Source organism: Dyadobacter sp. LHD-138, assembly GCF_030929615.1.
GTDB lineage: Bacteria > Bacteroidota > Bacteroidia > Cytophagales > Spirosomataceae > Dyadobacter.
Window position 1 is genome coordinate 1 of the sequence record NZ_JAVFVU010000013.1, and the last position, 22,929, is coordinate 22,929.

Below are 22,929 nucleotides of genomic sequence, written 5' to 3' on the forward strand. Positions count from 1 at the left end.
CGAAGACTTTTCAGAGATGTTGAGAAAACCATAGAATCTTCTGAGGCAATGCTTGAAATTGCCTATTTATCAATTTTCTTAAACAGAATGACAAAATAAATATCCAAAACATACTCTAAAAGCTTATGTAGATTCGGTTAACCAAAACCCAATTCCATTTATTTGGAAGAAAAGAGAGGTTAAAGGAAGTCAACTGAAAAATAATATAGCTAACTTTCGCAATTAGACACCAGCAAGGAACTAGCGTATAAGCCATTAGCATTCTGGTATAATGACGTGGAGAAATCTGGTTTAGAGTCGTTTAGGACTGTCGCTAAATCTATCGAAGCCCACTACGTGGAGATATTGAATTTTTTCAAAAATAGAAGTACCAATGCTTCGGCGGAGTCCTTCAACGCAAAGATAAAAGCGTTCCGTTCCACCTCACGGGGTGTCAGGGATATTTCATTCTTCCTTTTCAGACTATCCAAACTCTACGCATGAAGTCCCGATTCAATTCCCCCCAAGAATTTGGCTTGATCCATAAAAGACAGGAAGCCGCCATCAGGGCAAGGCAAAAGCCACAAACTTGTCGCCGGATTTCGTATTCAGTTTACCTCCGCCGCAGGCGATCACAACATATTGTTTTCCATTCACCGAGTAAGTACTGGGTGTGGCATAACCGGCCGCTGGCAATGCGGCGGTCCAGAGTATTTTGCCGGTTTGTTTGTCAAATACGCGGAACTGCTCGTCTCTCGACGCCGCAATAAATATCAAACCGCTTGCTGTAACAAGCGGCCCACCGTAGTTGTCAGTTCCTGTGGGCGGAATTCCTTTCATCGTTAATTCCTTGTATTCCCCCAACGGAACCTGCCAGCGATGTCGGCCGGTGTTCAGGTCCACCGCTGTTAAAGTACCCCACGGCGGCTGACTGACGGGGTAGCCATTCCGATCGTACCAACGGTTATAACCGGTGTGCTGGTAAGGAACTTCACTTTTTGGTGCATTAGCAACTTTGACTTCCGAGTTTTTACCCAAAAGAAAATCAATAATCGCACCGCGTTCTGTTTCTGAAATATGCGAAAATGCTGGCATCATCCCGCGGCCTTTCGTCAAAAGTTGCCGGATCTGATTTTCACTGACTCTTTTCTCAATGTTGACAAGCGAAGGGTAAGATCCATCGTGGTTTCCGGTTTTGTCGGCGCCATGGCATGATGCGCAGTGAAGCTGGTATAGTTTTGCACCACCGACGTTGCCTTTGTTGTCGACAATTGTTTTTCTTACGAGCGAAGTGTAAACCGGGATTTCCTTGGCGGGTACATATAAAATACCTTCCGGGTCCGTGGCTGCGCCGCCCCATTGCGCGCCTCCGTCGGTACCGGGGTAAAATATCGTCATATCAAAACCGATGGGGATATAGGCGCTGCCGGTTCGGGATTTGCGAATTAAACCTGCCAATGAATCACGGTCCGCGACAAAATTATTCAGGTTCTTTTCTGTAAAACTCTGTCTCGTAAATGGAATCGGCAGGGTGGGTATCGGTTGTGTCGGGGAAGGTTTTTCGCCGGGTACACCTGTCCCCGGAAAAGTAGTTTCTTTGATCGGGAAAAGTGGCTTGCCGGTAACGCGGTCGAAGACGAAAATATAACCTTGTTTGGTAATTTGTACCACGGCGTCAACGGTTTTTCCCTGATGGCGAACGGTTACAAGGTTAGGGGGACAGGGAGGATCGCGGTCCCAGATATCATGATGAACCAACTGATAATGCCAGATCAGTTTTCCGGTTGCGGCATCCAAAGCAAGCAGACAGTTGGCAAAGAGGTTGTTGCCTGGCCGGTTGCCTCCATAAAAATCATAGGCCGCTGATCCGGTGGGAATGTAAACAATACCCCGTTTTCTATCGATAGCCATGCCGGCCCAGGAATTTGCACCGCCGATATGCTGGCGTGCGGGTTGTTTCAGCCATGTTTCATAACCCCGTTCTCCTTTTGCCGGAATGGTGTGAAATGTCCAGATTTTTTTACCCGAAACCACATCATAAGCCCGTATGTCACCCAGCAGCGCGGTTTCATTTTCATTAACCCGCGTGCCGACAATGATCAGGTTTTTGTAGATCGTGTTGGGCGTGTTGGAGAGGACGTAATCATCAGCACCCGGCCTTGTAATTCCCTCTTTCAGGTTGATTCTTCCATTTTCTCCAAAATCTGAAATGGCCTTTCCGGTAACGGCGTCCAGCGCATACAGCCATTTGCCAGCTCCAAAAAATATTCTTTTGGTTTTGTTATCCGACCAGTAGGTAACCCCTCTACTCGTTGTGCCACCGTTGTCTGTGAAGGTCGTTTTCCATATTTCTTTTCCGGTTGCGGCGTGTACGGCAAAGGCCTGTGTGCCGGCAGATACGCCGTATAAAACTCCTTCAACCACGATCGGATTACACTGCATTTGCGAACGGTTGCTGGTGGTGTCTGCACCGCCGGAAGTATAAGTCCAGGCTACTTTAAGCTGACCAATGTTGTCCTTATTAATCTGGGTCAGTGTTGAGAAATGATTACGCTCCCCATTGCCATTGTACTCGGGCCAGTCGTTGCCAGGACCGGAAGACCGAAAAACAAAACCGCAAACAAGGATTGCTGCAATAGAGATGAGCAGGATATAGGGTTTCATGGAGATATTATTTATAAATGAAAGTTTTTAGGCTCTGATAAATACCGTTAATCTGGAAAATAATTGGCGAAGAACTAGTTATTATAATTTGATTAATAGGATAATAAGCAGCTTTTCTGTGAAAGCTGAAAGTCAAAATTTGGTATAAATTATTTTTGTGTATACATTTACGTAACTGATTACGTAATTAGCATTTTGTTATGGAGTTTTTTGATCAAACCGGAAAGATGGCGATTGGCAGCAGGCTTCGTATGCTGACAGAAAAAATAATGGAAGACGCTTCGCAGATCTACCGTCTTTATGATGTGGAAATGCAGCCCAAATGGTTTCCGGTATTTTATGTATTGTCAAAAGGCGAAGAGAAAGCGATCACGGCTATCGCCAAAGAGATTGGTCACTCGCATCCGTCGGTGAGTAAAATCATTAGTGAAATGGCCAAAAAAGGATATGTTACGGAGCGGAAAGATGAAACGGACGGGCGTAGAAATGTAGTTTGTCTATCTGAAATGGGGCAGGAAGTTAATGCGAAAATGGACGACCAGTATGTTGATGTAGGTAAGGCCGTCGATGACATTTCGGCGCAGGCAAACCACGATCTTTGGAAAGCGATAGGAGAGTGGGAGTTTTTGCTCGAACAAAAAACATTGCTGCGCAGGGTTCAGGAGAACAAAAAGCTCAGAGAAAGTGCCAAAGTGGAAATCGTCGACTACAAACCCGAATATCAGGTAGCTTTCAGAGCGCTGAACCAGGAATGGATTTCGACCTACTTCAAAATGGAAGAGGCTGATTATAAGGCATTGGACAATCCGCAGGATTATATTTTAAACAAAGGAGGTTCGATTTTAGTAGCACTTTATGACGATGAGCCGATCGGGGTGTGCGCTTTGATCAAAATGGACGATCCGGATTATGAATTTGAACTGGCAAAAATGGCTGTTTCACCCAGGGCGCAGGGGAAAAATGTAGGTTGGTTACTGGGGCAGGCCATCATAAAAAAGGCCGCGGAATCCGGTGCGAAGAAGATTTATCTGGAAAGTAATACCATTTTAAAGCCCGCCATTAACCTGTATCATAAACTGGGGTTTCAAAAAGTCGGTGGCAGACCCACGCCGTATGAGCGTGCCAATATTCAAATGGAGCTGATCCTGAAATAATCGTTACAAAATATTAATGCCAGCTTCCTTAAAGGGCTTGAACCGGTCGTTTTGCGCATCCATTTCCGTGATCACATAATCCAGTGCATGAATGGGGCATACACGGTAAGACTCAAAAGTTTCCAGCTTGTCGAACGTACTTAGCGCGATCGACATGCCGGATTGCCGGAGCATCGTCTGTTTTAATTCGGCTTCTTCCATGAAGCTGGCTGTTACGCCTTTTAACATGTCAAGCGCGCAAACACCCATAAAATAAAGGTCAGCCTGAAAGTTTTCTGCCATTTTTATAGCCTGATATCCCACAATAGTTTCGGATTGTTTTAGATATTTCCCACCCAGTACGATCAATTCCACACCCGTATACGCTGACAACGCCGGAATGATTGCGGTGTTATTCGTTATGACCGTTAGTTTGATATCGGTCGGCAGCAGCGAAACAAGGGTGTAAACCGAAGTTCCGCCATCCATAAAAATGGTCTGTCCGGATTTTATCAAAGCCTGTGCTTTCAGCGCAATAATCTCCTTGTCGTCCTGCAATTGCCCGATACGCTCTTTGAAGGAAAGCGGATTGTGTGATCTCGGGATTGCACCGCCGCGGATTTTTAACAAAAGTCCGTTGCTGGCCAGCGCGTCAATATCCCTGCGAATGGTATCTTCTGAAACATTCAGATCATTGCTTAACTCCGTAAATCCGACCTCATTTTGATCGTGAAGTTTTTCGAGAATGTAATTGAACCGTTTTTCTCTGGCCATAACTTTATTCGTTTTTGCAATATTATGCAAATTTGCTTAATATTGCAAAATACTCATTTCAAGTTCTGATGGAAAACGTGTTAATCCCGGATGCTGCCCGGACAAGCAGTGCAAGAAGGGCAAGTTTATTGATATTTCTCGTATGTGGAATAGGCCTTTCGAGCTGGGCACCGATGGTTCCTTTTGCCAAAGTTAACCTGGGATTGGATGAGGCCGCTCTGGGACTCGTGTTATTATCCCTTGGTGCTGGTGCAATTCTGATGATGCCGTTTACCGGTTTTTTTACCAATAAATACGGGAGTCGCAAGGTTATGCTGATAGCCGCTTTCATCATTTCGCTGTCCCTTCCCTTATTGCTTCTGGCGTCTTCGGCCATACAGCTGGCTATTGTGCTGTTTATATTCGGCTCGGCCATCGGTTCCATTGACGTGGCGATGAACGCCCACGCCGTTTTGGTGCAGGAGCGTTATGGTCGGCACATCATGTCTTCTTTTCACGGCATGTTCAGTGTGGGTGGGTTGATTGGCTCTTTTGGCCTTGGTTTTTTGATCAAGTTGGGCTTGTCCCCCGCCATTGCCGCGGTGAGTATTTCTGTGTTGCTCACATTTATTGCCATTAGCCAATATAAAAACCTGTTCCCGCATCGGGAAGAAAAGACTGCCGAGCAGTTTACATTCAGTTTGCCGAGAGGGCCCGTTCTGGTTTTGGGACTGATGTGTTTTGTTTTCTTTCTGGCAGAAGGCGCTTTGCTGGACTGGAGTGCCGTCTTTTTACAGTTTAACCGGGGTTTCGAACCTTCGATGTCTGGTATGGGATATGCGGTATTCTCGGTTGCAATGGCGGTTATGCGTCTGACTGGCGATAATATTATTCACAAAATCGGATCGTCCAGGGTGGTTTTGTACGGAGCTCTGCTGGCATCAGCGGGTTATATGCTGGCGGTTTTGGTGCCATGGCCGGGCGCTGCGCTGATCGGTTTTGCGCTGGTCGGACTGGGTGCAGCCAATGTTGTGCCTGTGTTTTTTACCGCAGCCGGAAATATCCCTAATATCCCGGCTTCCGTTTCATTGCCCGCTGTGACCACGCTGGGTTACATGGGCCAGCTGGCCGGTCCTGCGATGATCGGGTTTATTGCGGATGCGTCTTCGCTTCCGGCTGCGCTTGGTTTTGTCGGTTTGTTACTGCTGCTTGTTGCTTTTACTTATAAAGAGAAGTAAAAAGAGCATTGTTCATCCCACCCGTAAATATTCGCTAGCCAGTCTTTCCTGTATTTCATTAATCCGCCGTCTGGCGATAGGCAGTTGTTGTCCGCACCTTAACAGCACGCGGTCTGTTTCGATACGTGACACCAGGTGATCGGGATTTATCGTGTAAGACTTGTGAATGCGGAGGAAATCCGCATTCAGTGCCGCCAGAATGGTTTTCATTGTTTTGGAAACGAGATACCGTTTGCCATAAGTGGTATGGACGAATGTGTAATTTCCGTCCCCCTGCATGTAGGTGATTTCGCTCGCCTGAAGTAAAAGGACTTTGCTGCCTACATGTACGGTTACTACGTTTCTTCTTTTTTTACGCGTTGTACGGATCAGATTTTGAAATGTGGCATGTGCTATTGGAGTTTTCATAAATGTGGTAAGGTTTAAGGTTAAAAGGATGGCGTTACGGATTTATTGAAAGGTTACTTTTACCGGATCCGGTCGCAGAGATAAACGCTGCGCTGATTGGAACCAGAAATAGGGTTCAATTGGAATTTTGTTTTCATGGCTAATGACTTGGAATTATTTTGCTTTATAACCGGCAATGCCGCTGAGGATCGTTCCCATCCACTTTCTTCCTCTGCGGTCCAGAGCCATGCTGAGGATATGCGTTTCCAGTCCGGGAATCGTCAGGCATTCCGCTGATTTACTTCCGAAAAGCGATAAGCATGCCCCGCCGACCCAGATTTTATCGCCTTCCAAAAGGATCGTTTTTAGCCCTCGGGCGCCGTCGGGTCGGGTTATTTCCGTCAGCCCATTATTGCTGATCCGGACAACGGCCTTCACGCTGGTTCCCGACAAAACTCCTAAAACGGCATTGTTTTGATCAATGGCCAGTCCGTACGGAAATGCGGAAGTATAACCCAGGTCGTGCAAATGATAAATGGTCCAATGCCCGTTTTCGTATTTATTGATCTGCCCTCTGAAAATAAACGGCTTGAAAATTCCCGCCCAAACGGCCCCATTCTGATCCGCAGCCAGTGAAAGCAAGATATTGTCTCCGACATCGATATGCTCCCAGTTATTGTTTTTATCGGTTCTGATCAGGCCTTCGTCGGTACCAATCCAGGTGACCCCATATTTTGGGTCATGGGTGATACAGGAGATGTTATTGTTGGTGAGCACACTGTTTTGATTGGTGTAAACCGACCAGCTGTTTCCATCAAATCGGGCGAGCCCTTTGTCTGTTCCTATCCATGCCGTTCCGTTTGCTTCCACAGCCAGCGCGGTGATGTAGGCTGACGGCAGGGCTGAATTAGCCGGATTGAAAATCTCCCATGCGTCCCCTGCGATCCTGACGAGCCCTTTTGCAGTTCCGACCCATTTGATGTCTTTTTTGTCAATGGCTAGCGCGTTAACCTGATTATCCGGCAATTTGGAATTTTCCGTGTTGTAAATAATCCATTCAGCGGCCGTTGCCTCATCGGGTTTTGTGATTACGTCCTTTTCACAGTCACCGCAGCTGGAAGCCAAAAACAGCATAATCATCAGAGAAATTACAGGTAAACGTTTCATGGCATACGTCTCTTAATTGAATGACCTGTTTTCTGACGATCTTTTGTTCCAAAAAAACAGCACACAGGAAATAATGAAAAGTACCGACTCTGTTTTGATCCATAGGTTTCCGAAATCACCAAGCGGGCCGTCCTTGAAAATGGTGATCATCCGTGACAGCGCGTAAAAGCCCCAGAGCAGCATGAGAAAGGCCAGCGCATTTTCGGTATGTTTTCGGAACGAATAGAGTAAACTGATCACAATGGCAAAACCGGCTCCGCCATAAACGCCGCGTATGGACGAAAACGCATCATTGTTAGGCAACGTAACCTGCACCAGATCCATGACGGATTGTGGATCATCAAAGGCCATAATACTTACCGACATAATGCTCAGCGCAGACAGGATAATGAAAGCCTGAGATAGAATTTGTTTTATTTTCATGCTAAATTTGAAATAGTATTAATTTGTATAAGTACTGTCAGATCAGAAACTTGCTTTAACAGTGTGATGTAAAATTGGTATCAAAAGGCGCTACGTGAAAACACATTTTGGTTGAAGTGTGAGTTTTGATTCCTGAAATTTACTTTTTCGGTTCTCATTTGAATGTCAGGTTTTTTCAGTTGCCGGGAATCGGTGAAAATGAAGAAAGGGGATTCACAACTTAATGCTGACAATTGGCGTAGTATTTTTGGGGTTTGACATGTTACTTTCTTGAATCCCGGTTGGTGCTGATTTAATTTTACAGCTCATTTTATTCTATGATGCGTAATCCGATGTTGTCCATAGAGAAGTATTTTGATTCGGTGCGGCAAAACCGGCTGTATTTTTATATTCTCTTTTTAATGCTGCCCTGGTTTGTTCCCCTGATCGGATATCTGATGTGGGGAAACCTGTATTTTACTGACTTAAAAGTTTTTGCCGGCGGTAGCCTGATCAACTTAATACTATGCCTGTTTGCAAACCAGATCAATCAGAAAACGGCTTTATTTATAGCAGGAATTTACCCGGAAGCGCATCAGACTGTCTATCGGGTGACCTTCTGGTTCACGATTTATTCGGTAGTCAACGTGATCATCCTTTATCTCGTTTTAAAGGTTTATGATTATATCGGTTTATTCGGCTACTCGTTGAACGACGAACATCTGAGCTGGTCGGTTATAGCCCTTTTGGGTGGTTCTCTGATTGGTACCGGTTTGTCTGAACTGGCCTATACTTTCATGCAATGGAAAACGAATCAGTCCGAACTGCAAGAGATGGAGCAAAGGCAGCTGCAAAGTGAGCTGGAACTGGTGAAACAGCAGGTAAACCCGCATTTTTTGTTCAATTGCCTGAATTCTCTTTCCGTACTGATCTCGGAAGCGCCGGTGACTGCGGAGAAATTTGTGGATGAAATGTCGCAGGTGTACCGTTATCTGCTTACGGTCAATAGTCAGGATTGGGAGAATAATCTGGTGTCGCTGGAAGAAGAAATCCGTTTTGTTCGCTCCTACATTTATTTGCTTGAAATCAGATTTGAAGAGGGAATTGATATTAAACTGCAAACCGCCGACCTGTATCAGATTGGACAGATGGTGCCTCTGACACTGCAAACACTGATTGATAATGCCATTCGTCACAATGTTGTTTCGGCGGAACACCCTTTAAAGATCAGCATAAAAACCACTGCGACCGGGCAGCTTGAAGTGCGTAATAATCTGCAAAAAAGAGCGGTACGGATGCCCCTGAATAACGCAGGGCTTGGGACGTTGATTTCACGGTATAAATTGCTTTTTAACCAGGCTGGAACAATTCAGGTTAAGGAAGACGAAACCAGTTTTACCGTGCTTTTACCCTTGATTTATACATGAAAAACTGGATTATTTTTAACAGACTCGGGCAGTTTATCTGGTTCAGCCTTTTCGGCAGGTGGATATTTGTCCTGCTGCTTCCCTGGTTTGTGCCGACCATCAGTTATTTGCTTATCGGAGACCCTTATTTTGAGAGTTTCTCAAATTTCCTTTTGGGGACTTTGATGGTCATGCTGATGACGACCCTTGCTTTCATTCCTCATGACTGGGCCGCGCAATACATTGCCGACCGGTATCCTGCTATCCATTCGTCGGCGAAAAGGGCATTGCTTACGGCGCTTGCCTTTGGCGTACTCACAGCCGCATACATTACGTTTTATGGCTGGTTTGTTATCCGTTTTCGCCCGCTGAATGCGCAGTTGAATGTCAGTAAAATGCTGTATGTTTATCTTTTTGAGCTGCTGGCCATTTTTTTGCTGACGGGTCTTTATGAGGCAAATTACTCGCTTCGGAAATGGAAGGAAAGCAAGACTAATAAAGAAGCGATTAAAAAAGCCGGGATGCAGGGACAGTTGCAAAGTTTAAAAAGTCAGGTGAACCCGCATTTTCTTTTCAATAGCCTTAATACACTTTCCGCGCTGATTATTGACGAACCGGCCCGTGCGGAACAATTTGTAGATGAGATGGCGAAGGTATATCGCTATCTGCTGCAAACGAACCAGCATGAGCTTACGACGCTGGCCGTTGAAATAAAATTCATTCAGTCGTACTACCACCTGCTGCGGACCCGCCACGACACGGGGCTTGAATTGCATATTGACGTGGATGAGGCTGCGCTGGCCCGTTATATTCCACCGCTCACCTTGCAGTTGCTCGTCGAAAATGCAGTCAAGCACAATACCATCCTCGAAAAAAAGCCGCTTTTTATTGAAATTAGATCCATTGAAACTGAGGTGCTGGAAGTTAAAAATAACCTGCTGGGAAAGTCAACGCCGGTGAAGTCGACAAAACTTGGACTGGCTAATATCCAGGCCAAATATAAAATACTATCTGACAGACAGCCTGTTATCGATTCTGGTCCCGATTATTTTAAAGTTTTATTGCCATTACTTACTGAAAAACCTGTACATCAATGAACATCCTAATTGTTGAAGACGAAAAACTTGCCGTTAGAAAACTTACCAAATTATTGGAGGAAACTGCTCCCGAACTGGTGGTTAAGGGGGTAGCACCCAGTATTGATGCAACGGTGGAATGGATTCAGGAAAACCGTGCGGCCGGAGAAAAAGAGCCTGATCTGATATTTATGGACATTGAGCTGGCGGATGGACAGAGTTTCGAAATTTTCAACCGGGTAGAGATTAGGAGTACGGTTATTTTCACAACCTCCTATGACGAGTATGCGTTGCAGGCTTTCAAAGTAAACAGCATCGATTATTTGCTGAAGCCGGTTCAGAAGGAAGACTTGCAAAGGAGTCTCAAAAAATTTCACGACCTGACGGGAAACCAGCGTAGGGAAGAATCGGGTACATTGCCGGTGAGTCTGGAAAGTATCCTGAAAAATTTTCAGCTGCAACAGCCACCGGTGGAGTACCGGAAGCGGTTTCTGGTGAAACAGGGCGCCCGCCTGCTGTCCATCGAGGTTTCGGATATCGCCTATTTTTACATTGAGGACGGTATCAGTCTGTTTAGAAATCATCAGGGACAAAAATTTGTTGTGGATTATCGCATGGATGAGCTGGCTGATTTTCTTGACCCCGACCATTTTTTTCGGATCAACCGGGGCATGATCGTAACGCACCAATCGGTCGTGCAAATTCAGCCATATTTCAATAACCGGCTTGCCTTAACCCTGAAACCGGCCTATGAAAAAGAGGCAATCGTAAGCAGGGAAAAATCCAACGACTTCAAAAAGTGGATGGGGAAGTAAGGAAAAGGATAAAATTAATCTGCTACAATTTGTGCGTGTATCAATTAACGTTAACATTTTTAAATAGTAGCTTTTAACAGGATTATGGGCATGATTTCGTTTTTGCCTGAAATAGTTGTTTCTTCGTGCGCCTGATGTAAAAGGGCCTCGAACTTTTTCTACTTTGATCAATACATGATGAGCAGCAATAAATCTGCAATATTTGAGTTTTATAAGTGTCGGATTAACAGTGGTCCGACAGGGGAAACGTCAAAAATGTGCTGTTGTAGTTGAGGCAGGTGAGTCGGGAAAAGTTTGTTAAGTTTTAAGCGCTGTTTACCGGATTACAAGTTAATTGTTCAGAAAGATAGCCTTGTGTTTACCATTGATCTTCTGCCATTTCAGAGACAGTCGATATAATCCATAGACTGTCCAAAGTTTTTATTTTATAATTTTATTTGTCAATGGCATTTTTAGATCACGTATTACAATCCCCGGCTTATGGCTGGAAGGATGATGGAGGCAATTTGGTAAAACCAGGTGTTGGTGACATTTTCAAAGAGTTTTTTTCGAGGCTTAATGTTTTTAATGACGTTAAGAACTGGCTGCCATTTTTTAGCTGGCTGAAAGTTTTTTGTTTAATTCCGTTCTTTTTTCTATTCGTATTTAAGTTTTTCACGCTGGGGTTGCTGGCTGCTGCTTTTATTTATAGCATGATTGTTATGGGTACGCATGGCACCATCTGGCATCACAGGTACTGCACGCACGGGGCTTATAAATTCCGTAATGGCTTCTGGCGTTTCTTTACCCAAAACCTGACTATCAACGTAATCCCGGAGGAGATTTATGTGGTATCACACCATGTGCATCACGCGAAATCGGATCAGCCGGGGGATCCTTATAACGCAGAAGCCGGTTTTTTGTATTGTTTTCTGGCTGACGTAAACCACCAGCCGATCGCCAAAGATTTAAGCGAAGCCGATTATGATCGCGTCAAGTTGCTGATGAGCCACACGGGGGTAAAAGCCAATACTTATACGCAGTATCAGAAATGGGGTTCGTATGTAAATCCGGCAAGGGCTACCATGGCCTGGGTACTTAACTGGTCATTCTGGTATCTGACTTTTTATCTCATCGGCGGACATGCATTAGCCTGCACGCTGTTTGGAGCCGCTGGTTTCTGGGCTGTCGGTGTGCGTACCTTCAATTACGAAGGCCATGGAAAAGGGGAGGACAAGCAAAGGGAAGGTGTCGATTTCAGCCATAGGGATAAATCGATCAATCAGCTGTGGCCGGGTTTGGTAGCGGGAGAGTGGCATAACAACCATCATTTATTCCCTAAAAGTGCGCGCAGCGGTTTTAAGGCCCATCAGGTGGACATGGCCTGGTATTATATTAAATTCATGAGTATGGTAGGAGCGGTAAGTTCTTACACAGATTCGAAGAAGCAGTTTTTGGAACAATATCATTTACCCTATCTGGCGGCTAAAAATGCCGAAAAAAAGGTTTTGGTAGAAGAGAAGGTTTGATATTGCACAGACAAAACGAAAGCCGGTACAGATGTGCCGGCTTTCGTTTTATTTATTCGGTTTGCAGCGATTCTACGGGATTCATCAGGGCTGCTTTGATACTCTGAAAACTGACAGTAAACATGGCCACGCAGATGGCGATCGTCCCGGCGAGGGCGAAAATTTCCCAGGAGAGGTCAATGCGGTAAACAAAATCTTTCAGCCATTTATCCATCACATACCAGGCGACAGGGGAGGCCAGGACGATGGCTATAAGGATCAGTTTGGCAAAATCTTTGGATAGCAGTGCAATGACACTTGAAACATTGGCACCAAGCACTTTCCGTATACCGATTTCCTTGGTGCGTTGCTCGGCCGTAAATGCTGCAAGTCCCAATAGTCCCAGGGATGATATTACAATGGCGAGAATGCCAAAATATTTTATTAAAGTATTGACAATCATTTCAGACCGATACATTTTCTCGTAATCTTCATCCATGAAATGGTAAGAGAATGGATAATTTGGGTTAAATGCCCGCGTGGTTTTTTCAATGTGTGCCAGCGCCTCCCGGGTTTGACCGGGCCTGGTTCTGATCATCATAAATTCTGTGTTGAGTCCTTTGTAATTTACGAGAATTAAAGGCTGGATTTCGGAATGGAATGTGCTCAGATGGAAATCTTTCATTACGCCGACAATTGTTCCCTTACCCATCCAGAATTTAACTTTTTTCCCTACCGGATCCTCCATTTTCATCATGCGGGCAGCTGCTTCGTTGATAAGATAACTGGTTGTGTCTCCCGGGAAATCTCTTGAAAAATCCCTTCCGCCGGCCATCTGAATATTCATGGTTTTGGCAAAATCATAACCCACAAAGGTAGCGTTTACGCCGTTCGGCAAATCTTTATCCCGACCGTCCCAATCCAGATCGCCCGAATTGCTGACTATATTGGTTGGTATCGCGCCAGTAGTGGTTGCCGCTGACACAAACGGAGAATTGGTTATTTCCTGCCGGAATATTTCCAGCTTATTGGGTAATTCGCCTTCCAGTGAGATGTAAAGAACATTTTCGCGATCTAGTCCCAGCCGTTTGGTCTGGATATAATTCATCTGGCGGCCGATCACAAGCATACCAATAATTAAAAATACAGAGAGGCCGAATTGAAATACAACCAGTCCTTTTCTTAGAAAAACACCCCGGTTGGAAAAGGATAATCGCCCTTTCAAAATACGGATCGGCTGCAAAGAGGAAAGGTACAGAGCCGGATAGCTTCCAGCTACAATCCCGGTTATTAAAACCAACGCGATAACAGATAAGTACAGCGACGGATCCGACAAGTCAAGTGTAATATGTTTTTCGACCACAGCGTTAAAAGCTGGGAGTAACAAGAGTACAAAAACCAGGGCTAAAATTGCGGCGAGTGTGCTCACGATCAGTGATTCACCCATGAACTGCATGATCAGGAATTTTTTCTCGGCCCCCACCACTTTTCTGACACCGACTTCTTTTGCTCGTTTGATCGAACGGGCTGTTGCCAGATTCATGAAATTGACGCAGGCGATAAGCAGGATAAAAATGGCCACGATGCTGAAAACCTTAATGTATTCAATGCGTCCGCCAACGGGCTTCAGATTTTCAAACGTAGAATAAAGGTAGACGTCTTTCAGTTTTTGAATAATTGGGAAGCTGATGAATTGCGGCGGCGTATTTTTCTTTATCACTTTTTGGATCACCTGCTCGGCGTGTAAAGGATCTGCCTGTGGCGTGAGGCGCAGGTAAGTTTTGAAAGAAAAATTTCCCCATGTCTTCATCCAGTCCTGCTCTTGTACTTTGAAATTTACAATCCACTCGAACCGGACGGATGCATTTTGTGGAATATCCTCAAAAACCGCACTGACTATGAAATTTTTGGCATTATCCAGATTTATCGTCTTTCCGACAGCGTTCGTTTTTCCGAAGTATTTTTCAGATAATTTACGCGAAATAGCGATTGAGGTTGGCTGTGTGATGGGAGATTTTGCATTGCCTGCTATAAACGGCGTCTGGAAAACCTTGAAAAAATCGGTGGTTGCATAGATGCCGCTTTCCTTGGTAGACTCCTCTCCAACCTTCACCAACAACTCCCGGTTCCATGTTAATTTGGTAATGGCTGCCACATCAGGTACTTCTTTTTCGATAACCTCCATCCAGGGGCCGGGTGTAACATCCGAAACATTTTTCTGCCCCTTGTAATCGGAAGCGGTATAGATGTAGTAAATGTTGTCGAGATCCGGATAAAACCGGTTAAAGGAAATCTCGTCTTTTACCCATAACCAGATCAGTAAACTGCATGACATGCCCAGGGCCAGCCCGAAAATATTAATAAAAGAGAAGAGCTTACTTTTTAACAGACTCCGGACCGCAATTTTAAAGTAGTTTTTTAACATGGCCAAAACGTTATGCTATACAATTGAAAGACACCGTTGATATAAGTATACTTTACTTTGATAAAATGTATGCCATGGTTACTTGATGGTAGTAAGTGGCTGGAAATCAATTTTTTGATTTATTGTATACTTGGTTGTCTGTTCGTTTTTGAACACTTTGAACGGCATAACCGGACGGCTCCCGGGTTAAGGGCTTGCCTTTACTGCTTGTGGATTATTTCATGGCGTATGGATTGCCATGGAGCCCAGGGCAATCCATACGCGGGAAGTAAGATACTAGAAAGATGATTGCAATCAGCCGATTTTCAGCCAGCCGGTGATACTTAATCTCGGCTTATTGGTAAGCAACACTTCATGTTCGAGCTCGCTGCTTTTAAAGAAAACACTTTTGCCGTTTAGCGGTGATATGTTTTGTTGGTTATCGACATGGTGAATACGCAATTCTCCGCCGTCTTTTTCCTCCCAGTCTGCGTTTAAGTACATGATCATCGAGTATTGGCGGCTGCCGTTGTTACGAAACTGGTCAATGTGCTTTTTATAGAAGCTGCCCGTTTCGTACAAGGTATAATGAAATTCGTAACCGGTAATGCCTGTGTAACAGGTGCTGTTGAGGTGACTGACGAAGCGGTCCATCAGGTCGAAAAAATCATTTTCGTAGGGGTCATTATGTTTGCGGTCGAGCCAGTAAATCTTATCTCCCCTGACCAGTTTATTCTGCAAGACAACCGCTTCATTGCCTGTGCCAGCTGATAACATCTGCCTGCCGGAGTATAACAGGTTAAGATTTTCTTTAAGGTGAGAAGCAAGCGCTTCACTTAAAAAGTTTTCTGCAATGCCCACCTTATTGTCTATGAAACTGTCGATGAGGGTATTAAAGGTTTTTAGCAAGGAGGATTTTTAAGTGATGCCCGGCATATTACCGCTGCCTGGTGAAGGTAGTTGTAATTGCCGGGATAACAACCGAATATAATTTTATTGGTTAAATAAGGGAGTTCGGCAATCGTGTCGATACGATTACAGCAATACACTATCGGTTTACCAATCGGGACATGCAACGGATTTTATTTGATTTTAAGTCAAATTTTGAACTTTGCAGGGGTTTGTTCCGTGTGGTTATGATGATACGGTATTGGGGTTATGGCCTAAACGTAGAAAATAGATTTGTTTAGTATTAATTAACATTCCCTTAATATGCATTAAACTTTTACCTAGTATTTTTGCGGCATGAAATTATTTATTCTGAATGAATGTTAAATATTTATAAACTATTGTTTGGTGATTTTTTCTTTTTGAGGTATTTTTATGCTGTAAATGTGTGAGATTACATAATTGATAGTTCTGCTGAATGTTTAGTGTGACTTTACAAAAGGTTGCGTTTTTGTCAGGAAAGTATAAATTTGTGTTTTCACATTGCAGTGAAAAGTTTAGTATTAGTTCACCAATTAAATAAATACAAAATGTCAATTGAACTAGTTGTGTTTGACATGGCAGGCACCACCGTAAAAGATAAGAATTTCGTAGGTGTAGCATTTCAGAATGCCATGAAAAGTTATGGTTATCAAATTGCGATTGAAAATATCAATCCGATTATGGGTTATGAAAAACCGGTAGCGATCAGAATGATGCTCGAAAAGCACGAGTCTGACAAGCAAAAAATAACCGATCAGCTTATTGATGCGATTCATACGGAATTTGTGGACAGCATGATTCGCTTTTATGAAACTTCGGACGATATTGTGCCTTTGCCAAACGTTGAGGAAACTTTTGGAATTCTGCGGGATGCGGGTATCAAAATTGCTCTGGATACAGGTTTTTCCAGAAACATCGCCGATGTGATTATAAGTCGTCTGGGTTGGGAAGATAAGGTGGACTTTATGGTTGCCAGTGACGAGGTTGAGAATGGTCGCCCATTCCCGGATATGATTGAAAAAATCAAAGCAGCGCTGGATATCAGGTCGTCGGAATTTATCGCGAAAGTGGGTGACACGGAAGTTGATATCAACGAAGGGATTAACAGTGGCTGTAAATACATCATTGGCGTTACGACGGGCGCATTTACAAGAGAAGAGTTGCTGCCCTACAACCCGACCCACATCATTGATAACATTTCGGAAGTGATTTCCATTATTTCCGCCGACATCAAAACATTATCCGAAAAAGAGGGCTAATCAGCAATAAATAAACTTAGCATGAGCAAATCAGCAATTGTGATCGGTGCCGGTATCGTCGGGTTGGCAACGGCCCGGGCATTGGGTTCAAGAGGCTATAGTGTGACGGTCATTGACAGGTCCAGTAAAGCTGTGGGCGCTTCAATCCGCAATTTCGGGATGGTTTGGCCGATTGGACAGCCGGAAGGAAAACTTTATGAAAGGGCTTTGTGTGCCAAAAGTATCTGGAAAGAAGTACTGACAGGCGGGAAATTGTGGTTTCACGAAGGAGGAAGCCTGCATATGGCCTATCATCAGGATGAGCTGGAGGTCATTCAGCAGATCGTTGAGGCGAGTGATAAACGGCCTGTCAGCGTACTAACACCGGAACAAACGCTGGCAAAATCGCCAGCGGTAAATAAGCAGGGATTGCTGGGGTCATTGTTTTGTGAAGATGAAATGATTGTGGATCCCAGGGAGGCGATTGCGGGAATTCCGGCCTATCTTACTGAAAAATATGGTGTTCATTTTATCTGGGATAAGGCGATCTCGGAAGTGACGTATCCAACCGTGAGGGCTGGCGATCAACAGTGGGCGGCGGACGAGATTTTCGTATGCAGCGGCCAGGATTTTGAGACACTGTACCCGGAAATTTTTTCGGCAACGGCGATTACGAAATGTAAATTGCAGATGCTTCGTATGGAATCTCAGCCTGACAACTGGAAAATCGGGCCGGCGTTGTGCGGCGGGTTATCGCTTATCCATTACGACGGTTTCAAAGCGGCGCCTTCGCTTGGGAAACTCAAAGAACGTTACAAAGCAGAATACGATGCGTACCTGAAATGGGGCATTCACGTAATGGCTTCGCAAAACGGTCTGGGAGAAATTACGGTTGGGGATTCGCACGAGTATGCGCTGACTTTCGATCCTTTTGACCGGGAATTTATCAATACCATGATCCTGGATTATCTGGCGACATTTGCAGAATTCAAGTCGTCGAAAGTTTTCCAGACATGGCACGGCATTTACCCAAAGATGACCGATGGCAGTACTGAAATCGTATTGAAACCAGTCGATGGCGTAACAATCATCAATGGTTTGGGCGGCGCGGGCATGACGCTTTCCTTTGGCCTTTGTGATGAAGTGATCGGCGGTCGCTATTAAAAAGAAAATAATTTGTGAAGAATGACGCTGTTGTTCTTCACAAATAAAATCTTGCCCCGCTAACAGGCAGAGATGATGTTATGATTGGCGTATATAGATAATCGTTCTGTTTTTTGAGAAGGAATAGCTTATGATTTTTAATAAATAAGTGAAAGAAAAACAATTGTAAAATGATTGGTCAAAACTTCAAAACATTCGGTGTGCTGGCTCTGACGGGTTTGCTGCTAAGCTCTTTTACCAAAGGTCCTGAGAAATATCCTCCCGGAATCAAACACGTCATTGTGATTGGTGTGGACGGGTTAAGTCCTGATGGCATAAGGAAAGCAGAGACGCCCGTAATCGATAAAATGATCAAAAACGGAAGTGTGAAATGGAATGTGCGCACGGTATTGACCTCCGCGAGCAGCCAAAACTGGGGGTCCATGATCATGGGAGCCGGGCCCGAACAACACGGAATTATCAACAACGACTGGGAAATTGACGATCATACTTTGCCGCCTATTGTTCATGAGGCGGACGGGCGCTTTCCGACGATTTTCAGTATTTTAAGAAAGAACAAACCGGAAGCAGAAATCGGTACGGTGTATCACTGGGAGGGATTTGGCAGACTGTTTCAAAAAAACGCGGTCAATTATGACAAACGTTTTTCCACGGAAGACTCAACGGCATCGGATTTTATCCGGTACATTAAAGATAAAAAACCAACATTCGGTTTCGTTCATTTCGACCATGTAGACCACGCCGGACATCATGGCGGGCATGGAACGCCGGAATATTATGCCTCTGTTGCCAAAACGGATTCATTGGTCGGACAGATTTTGAAAGGGATTAGAGAGGCTGGTATTGAGGATAATACGATGGTTGTCATCTGGGCGGATCACGGCGGGCTAGGCAAGGGGCACGGTGGCGCTACACCGCAGGAGGCTGAAATAACCGGCATTTTTTATGGAAAGGGTGTGAAGAAAGGATACGAAATCCAACAGCAGGTGTACACCTATGATCTGGCTGCAAGTATCGCCTTCGCTTTTAATGTCACACCGCCATATGCATGGATCGGTCGACCAGTTAAGCCTGCATTTGAGGGATTTGCCGAGCCGGAAAATCTGTGGCTTGGTGAAAAAATGATCAGCGTTCCGGTGATATACCCGGATAGGAAATTGTATGCCCAGGCGGGCGGTTTGTACATCGATAAGCCGGCGCAGGTTAGCATGAGCACCGAGGCAAAAAACAGTAAAATCGTTTACACACTGGATGGGAAGACGCCGGACAAAAACTCGGCAGTTTACAAGAATCCATTCTCGGTTGACAAAACAACCGTTGTAAAAGCAAAGTCGATCGACGAGAAAGGCAATGCAAGCCAGCTTGCCACGGCTTATTTCAGAGTGATGAAAAAAGAAATGGGTAACGGGTTAATCGCCAGCTTTTATGAAGCGAAAGATTTGAAAAAACTGCCCGTTTTCAGTGAGTTAAACAAAGCATCTTCCTGGACGAGTCCAGAGTTTAATATGGATACGGACAAGGTAAACGGATTGCTCGGCAAAGAAAACAAAGGTTTTGCTATGCAATTTGAAGGATTTATCCAGATTGATCAACCGGGGAAGTATACGTTTTCCACCCAGTCGGACGATGGCAGCAGGCTGTTTATTGATGATAAAAAAGTGGTCGATAACGACGGTAATCACGGTGTGGAGGAAGCGGCCGGGTCGACAACGCTCACCGAAGGAAAGCATAAGATCCGTGTGGAATATTACAACAATGACGGCGGCTTCTGGCTTGATGCTTTTTACAAAGGACCGGGTTTAACAAAACAACTTATTCCGGCCGACAAGCTTTTTATTAAATAATACGGACTATTCCTAAACCCTGAAAATATGTGTTATCTTGGTTTTGACGACCTGGTTTGTGCGGTGCGATGAAATTTTTACCTGACAGTTTAGAATCTGAGTTAAGACATAACATTTTGTTTGACCATGCGTGAAAAACATAATAGAACTGAGGGGGATATCAACCTGTCATCGGCCAGGAATGAATGGTATTCGGTCATAAAAAATGCCGATACGCAGGCCTATCTTCAGGAAGATGCTGATCACTTTCTTCACCAGGCTTTGTCGACGCCCTGTCTGGATGTTCTGGCTTCCTGTGAAGGGATTTACCTGACGGATATTCAGGGCAAAAAATACATGGATTTTCACGGGAATAATGTTCATCAGGTCGGTTATCGTAACCCTTACATCATTGACCGGATTAAAGCGCAGCTCGATATTCTGCCTTTTTCTCCCAGACGATACACCAATGTTCCTGCCATTGAGCTGGCACAGAAACTGGGCGATCTGTTGCCGGGCAATTTGAAACGGGTGCTGTTTGCTCCCGGAGGCACCTCATCCATCAGTATGGCACTGAAACTTGCACGGATCGTTACCGGAAAGCATAAAATTATTTCACTTTGGGATTCATTTCACGGCGCTTCTCTGGATGCTATTGCTGCCGGTGGTGAGCTGGATTTCCGAAAGGATATGGGACCGTTGATGCCGGGCGTGGAGCGAATTCCGCCGCCGATGACTTACCGCGGACCATTTAAATCTTCCGGAGATGGTGATCTGGCTTATGCGGATTACCTTGAGTATGTGATTGAAAAAGAAGGAGATATCGGTGCCTTTGTGATTGAAACAATCCGGAATACCGACGTGCAGATCCCATCGCAAGCGTACTGGACGAGGGTGCGGGAGATCTGCGACCGGCATAAGGTTTTACTGATTCTTGATGAAATTCCGATTGCTTTTGGACGTACCGGAAAAATGTTTGCTTTTGAACACTATGCCATTGAGCCCGACATTATTTGTTTGGGGAAAGGACTTGGTGGAGGCGTAATGCCGATGGCCGCCATTGTGGCGCGGGAGGATTATAACGTTGCCGGCAGTATTTCTTTAGGACATTTTACCCATGAAAAAAGTCCGTTGGGAAGCGTTGCGGCACTGGCCATGCTGGAATTTATTGAACAGCATAACATCCTGCAAAAAGTACGGGCTGATGAGCAGTTTATGCGGGAGGAAATTGGCAAGCTTGCTGAACAATTTCCGTTGATAGGCGACGTACGGGGAATAGGGTTGTTATGGGGGATTGAGCTGGTAAAAGATCGGGAAACCCGGGAGAAGGCGATCGAAGAGGCCGAGATTGTGATGTACGAATGCTTAAAAAACGGTATGAGTTTTAAAGTTTCCCAGGGCAACGTACTGCAACTTTCGCCACCGCTTACCATTACAAGGGAAGAGCTTTCTGCCGCCCTGGAAATTCTGCGAAAAGCGCTGGAAACGGCCTCTGTATTGAAAAAATATTGAACATTAAACCGCCGTGTTATGCGTATCAAGGAAGCATTAGTGCGTTCAAATATATTGTTTATCACCTGGTCGATCGTGGCTTCTTTTGGCGCATATTTTTGCATGTATGCGTTTCGGAAACCCTTTAATTCCGGGTTGTATGCAGAGCTGGACTTCGCCGGGATCGGTTATAAAACCATACTGATCATCTCGCAGGTGGCTGGTTATACCTTATCGAAATTTGCAGGGATCAAAGTGATTTCCGAACTGAAATCCACATTCAGAGTAAAACTGATTATTGGCCTGATCCTGATTGCGGAGACCGCCCTTTTACTTTTCGGACTCGTCCCTTATCCTTATAATTTTATCTTTCTGTTTATTAACGGACTGCCGCTGGGGATGGTTTATGGTGTCGTGTTCAGTTTTTTGGAAGGCCGCCGTTTTACTGAAATGATTGCGATGGGATTGAATATCAGCATCATTGTCGCATCAGGTATTTTGAAAACGACTTATATTGAAGTCCATCACTGGCTGCCTTTTATATCGGAATTCTGGATGCCATTTTTTATGGGGCTGTTGTTTTTGCCATTCTTTTTCGTATTTGTCTGGATGCTGGATATGATGCCCGCGCCGACGCCTGAGGACGTGAAGCTGAGGACCGAAAGGTTTCCGATGACGGCCCAGGATAAGAAAAATGTATTAAAAGAGTTCGGTTTACCGGTTTTTTGCATGCTCATTTGTTACATCATGCTGATCGTAGTCCGTGATTTTCGGGATAATTTCGCCATCGAAATATGGAATGAGATTGATTCGGGCTGGGTAAGCAGTGTGCTTTCGGAAACCGAAATGATTATCGGCCTGGTGGTTTTGGTGGTTATTGGCAGCCTTGCTTTTATCAAAAATAACCTCATCGGATTTCGTCTGACTAATCTCGTGATTTTTACAGGAATTCTGATGAGCGGCGTTTCCACCTATTTGTTTGACCGGCATCTGATCAGCGGGTTTTTCTGGATGCTGACGATCGGAACCGGAATGTTTTTAGCTTTTACAGTCATTCAATCGGCTGTTTTTGACCGGATGATCGCACTATTCCGTTTGAAAGCCAACGCAGGATTCTTTGTTTACATCTGCGAAAGCTTTGGTTATTTATGCAGCGTAGGCTTATTATTGTACAAAGAGTTTTTTATGAAACAACTGAGCTGGTCCAACGTGCTGATGCAATTTATCTACTTACAGGCAGGGTTAAGTCTCTTTTTATTGATCTGCGCCAATTTGTATTTCGAGAGTTATCGGAAAAATTCAATGGGCAAACAGGAGAAACAGCCATTGGCTGTCTTGTAAGTAGTAGTGAAAAATTAGTTTATATTATTGA

General features: G+C 44.7%; 18 protein-coding genes and 1 pseudogene. 12 read left to right on the forward strand and 7 right to left on the reverse strand.

Annotated elements, in window-relative coordinates:
* Positions 1-234: 234 nt before the first annotated feature.
* Positions 235-483, forward strand: a pseudogene (locus tag RB622_RS11600) (transposase); the annotation flags it as partial.
* Between the two features lie 60 nt (positions 484-543).
* On the opposite strand, the gene RB622_RS11605 reads toward RB622_RS11600, so the two are convergent.
* Positions 544-2,643 (reverse strand): PQQ-binding-like beta-propeller repeat protein, encoded by a 2,100-nt coding sequence (locus tag RB622_RS11605; RefSeq protein WP_308046713.1) that lies wholly within the window; start codon positions 2,641-2,643, stop codon positions 544-546.
* Positions 2,644-2,843: 200 nt separating this feature from the next.
* Here RB622_RS11605 and RB622_RS11610 point away from each other — a divergent pair, with 200 nt between their 5' ends.
* Positions 2,844-3,797, forward strand: a complete 954-nt coding sequence (locus RB622_RS11610) for a GNAT family N-acetyltransferase (RefSeq protein WP_308046714.1) — start codon at positions 2,844-2,846, stop codon at positions 3,795-3,797.
* Between the two features lie 3 nt (positions 3,798-3,800).
* On the opposite strand, the gene RB622_RS11615 is transcribed toward RB622_RS11610, so the two are convergent.
* Positions 3,801-4,550, reverse strand: coding sequence for a DeoR/GlpR family DNA-binding transcription regulator (locus tag RB622_RS11615; protein ID WP_308046715.1), 750 nt, complete (start codon positions 4,548-4,550; stop codon positions 3,801-3,803).
* Positions 4,551-4,618: 68 nt separating this feature from the next.
* Here RB622_RS11615 and RB622_RS11620 point away from each other — a divergent pair, with 68 nt between their 5' ends.
* Entirely contained in the window at positions 4,619-5,767 is a 1,149-nt protein-coding gene (locus tag RB622_RS11620; protein WP_308046716.1) for an MFS transporter, read from the forward strand.
* A gap of 12 nt (positions 5,768-5,779) precedes the next feature.
* Here the strand turns inward: RB622_RS11620 and RB622_RS11625 are convergent, their stop codons facing one another.
* The 3 genes from RB622_RS11625 to RB622_RS11635 all read right to left on the reverse strand — a co-directional run bounded on the left by RB622_RS11625 (position 5,780) and on the right by RB622_RS11635 (position 7,744).
* Complete coding sequence (locus RB622_RS11625; RefSeq protein WP_308046717.1) at positions 5,780-6,175, reverse strand: LytTR family DNA-binding domain-containing protein; 396 nt, start codon at positions 6,173-6,175, stop codon at positions 5,780-5,782.
* A gap of 153 nt (positions 6,176-6,328) precedes the next feature.
* A complete protein-coding gene (locus tag RB622_RS11630) occupies positions 6,329-7,321 on the reverse strand; it encodes a hypothetical protein (protein WP_308046718.1) in 993 nt (330 codons plus the stop codon).
* Positions 7,322-7,333: 12 nt separating this feature from the next.
* Positions 7,334-7,744 carry a DUF4345 domain-containing protein gene (locus RB622_RS11635; protein ID WP_308046719.1) on the reverse strand — a complete coding sequence of 137 codons (411 nt, stop codon included), beginning with the start codon at positions 7,742-7,744 and terminating at the stop codon, positions 7,334-7,336.
* Between the two features lie 317 nt (positions 7,745-8,061).
* On the opposite strand from RB622_RS11635, the gene RB622_RS11640 reads away from it, so the two are divergent.
* The 4 genes from RB622_RS11640 to RB622_RS11655 all read left to right on the forward strand — a co-directional run bounded on the left by RB622_RS11640 (position 8,062) and on the right by RB622_RS11655 (position 12,528).
* The gene (locus RB622_RS11640) at positions 8,062-9,150 is read left to right on the forward strand and encodes a histidine kinase (RefSeq protein ID WP_308046720.1); all 1,089 of its coding nucleotides are present in this window, start codon (positions 8,062-8,064) and stop codon (positions 9,148-9,150) included.
* A complete protein-coding gene (locus RB622_RS11645) occupies positions 9,147-10,226 on the forward strand; it encodes a histidine kinase (RefSeq protein WP_308046721.1) in 1,080 nt (359 codons plus the stop codon). Before RB622_RS11640 ends, RB622_RS11645 begins: the two co-directional genes overlap by 4 nt.
* Positions 10,223-11,020, forward strand: coding sequence for a LytTR family DNA-binding domain-containing protein (locus RB622_RS11650; RefSeq protein ID WP_308046722.1), 798 nt, complete (start codon positions 10,223-10,225; stop codon positions 11,018-11,020). Before RB622_RS11645 ends, RB622_RS11650 begins: the two co-directional genes overlap by 4 nt.
* 443 nt (positions 11,021-11,463) lie before the next feature.
* Complete coding sequence (locus tag RB622_RS11655; RefSeq protein WP_308046723.1) at positions 11,464-12,528, forward strand: fatty acid desaturase; 1,065 nt, start codon at positions 11,464-11,466, stop codon at positions 12,526-12,528.
* A gap of 52 nt (positions 12,529-12,580) precedes the next feature.
* On the opposite strand, the gene RB622_RS11660 is transcribed toward RB622_RS11655, so the two are convergent.
* On the reverse strand, positions 12,581-14,932 hold the full coding sequence (locus RB622_RS11660; RefSeq protein ID WP_308046724.1) for an ABC transporter permease: 2,352 nt from the start codon (positions 14,930-14,932) through the stop codon (positions 12,581-12,583).
* A 294-nt stretch (positions 14,933-15,226) separates the two neighbouring features.
* On the reverse strand, positions 15,227-15,820 hold the full coding sequence (locus tag RB622_RS11665) for a 2OG-Fe(II) oxygenase (protein WP_308046725.1): 594 nt from the start codon (positions 15,818-15,820) through the stop codon (positions 15,227-15,229).
* Between the two features lie 569 nt (positions 15,821-16,389).
* Between RB622_RS11665 and RB622_RS11670 the strand changes: the two genes are divergently transcribed.
* The 5 genes from RB622_RS11670 to RB622_RS11690 all read left to right on the forward strand — a co-directional run bounded on the left by RB622_RS11670 (position 16,390) and on the right by RB622_RS11690 (position 22,898).
* Positions 16,390-17,100, forward strand: a complete 711-nt coding sequence (locus tag RB622_RS11670) for an HAD hydrolase-like protein (protein ID WP_308046726.1) — start codon at positions 16,390-16,392, stop codon at positions 17,098-17,100.
* 21 nt (positions 17,101-17,121) lie between these two features.
* Positions 17,122-18,243, forward strand: a complete 1,122-nt coding sequence (locus RB622_RS11675; protein WP_308046727.1) for a TIGR03364 family FAD-dependent oxidoreductase — start codon at positions 17,122-17,124, stop codon at positions 18,241-18,243.
* A 170-nt stretch (positions 18,244-18,413) separates the two neighbouring features.
* On the forward strand, positions 18,414-20,087 hold the full coding sequence (locus RB622_RS11680) for an alkaline phosphatase family protein (protein WP_308046728.1): 1,674 nt from the start codon (positions 18,414-18,416) through the stop codon (positions 20,085-20,087).
* A 126-nt stretch (positions 20,088-20,213) separates the two neighbouring features.
* Positions 20,214-21,578, forward strand: a complete 1,365-nt coding sequence (locus RB622_RS11685; RefSeq protein ID WP_308046729.1) for an aspartate aminotransferase family protein — start codon at positions 20,214-20,216, stop codon at positions 21,576-21,578.
* Positions 21,579-21,596: 18 nt separating this feature from the next.
* The gene (locus RB622_RS11690) at positions 21,597-22,898 is read left to right on the forward strand and encodes a DUF5690 family protein (protein WP_308046730.1); all 1,302 of its coding nucleotides are present in this window, start codon (positions 21,597-21,599) and stop codon (positions 22,896-22,898) included.
* Positions 22,899-22,929: the final 31 nt, after the last annotated feature.

Bases quoted from the DNA above. Each gene is read 5' to 3' on its own strand.
- RB622_RS11610 (WP_308046714.1), top strand. From the start codon at position 2,844: ATGGAGTTTTTTGATCAAACCGGAAAGATGGCGATTGGCAGCAGGCTT.
- RB622_RS11605 (WP_308046713.1), bottom strand. From the start codon at position 2,643: ATGAAACCCTATATCCTGCTCATCTCTATTGCAGCAATCCTTGTTTGC.
- RB622_RS11645 (WP_308046721.1), top strand. From the start codon at position 9,147: ATGAAAAACTGGATTATTTTTAACAGACTCGGGCAGTTTATCTGGTTC.
- RB622_RS11635 (WP_308046719.1), bottom strand. From the start codon at position 7,744: ATGAAAATAAAACAAATTCTATCTCAGGCTTTCATTATCCTGTCTGCG.
- RB622_RS11630 (WP_308046718.1), bottom strand. From the start codon at position 7,321: ATGAAACGTTTACCTGTAATTTCTCTGATGATTATGCTGTTTTTGGCT.
- RB622_RS11655 (WP_308046723.1), top strand. From the start codon at position 11,464: ATGGCATTTTTAGATCACGTATTACAATCCCCGGCTTATGGCTGGAAG.
- RB622_RS11625 (WP_308046717.1), bottom strand. From the start codon at position 6,175: ATGAAAACTCCAATAGCACATGCCACATTTCAAAATCTGATCCGTACA.
- RB622_RS11680 (WP_308046728.1), top strand. From the start codon at position 18,414: ATGATTGGTCAAAACTTCAAAACATTCGGTGTGCTGGCTCTGACGGGT.
- RB622_RS11660 (WP_308046724.1), bottom strand. From the start codon at position 14,932: ATGTTAAAAAACTACTTTAAAATTGCGGTCCGGAGTCTGTTAAAAAGT.
- RB622_RS11670 (WP_308046726.1), top strand. From the start codon at position 16,390: ATGTCAATTGAACTAGTTGTGTTTGACATGGCAGGCACCACCGTAAAA.
- RB622_RS11615 (WP_308046715.1), bottom strand. From the start codon at position 4,550: ATGGCCAGAGAAAAACGGTTCAATTACATTCTCGAAAAACTTCACGAT.
- RB622_RS11620 (WP_308046716.1), top strand. From the start codon at position 4,619: ATGGAAAACGTGTTAATCCCGGATGCTGCCCGGACAAGCAGTGCAAGA.
- RB622_RS11690 (WP_308046730.1), top strand. From the start codon at position 21,597: ATGCGTATCAAGGAAGCATTAGTGCGTTCAAATATATTGTTTATCACC.
- RB622_RS11675 (WP_308046727.1), top strand. From the start codon at position 17,122: ATGAGCAAATCAGCAATTGTGATCGGTGCCGGTATCGTCGGGTTGGCA.
- RB622_RS11640 (WP_308046720.1), top strand. From the start codon at position 8,062: ATGATGCGTAATCCGATGTTGTCCATAGAGAAGTATTTTGATTCGGTG.
- RB622_RS11685 (WP_308046729.1), top strand. From the start codon at position 20,214: ATGCGTGAAAAACATAATAGAACTGAGGGGGATATCAACCTGTCATCG.
- RB622_RS11650 (WP_308046722.1), top strand. From the start codon at position 10,223: ATGAACATCCTAATTGTTGAAGACGAAAAACTTGCCGTTAGAAAACTT.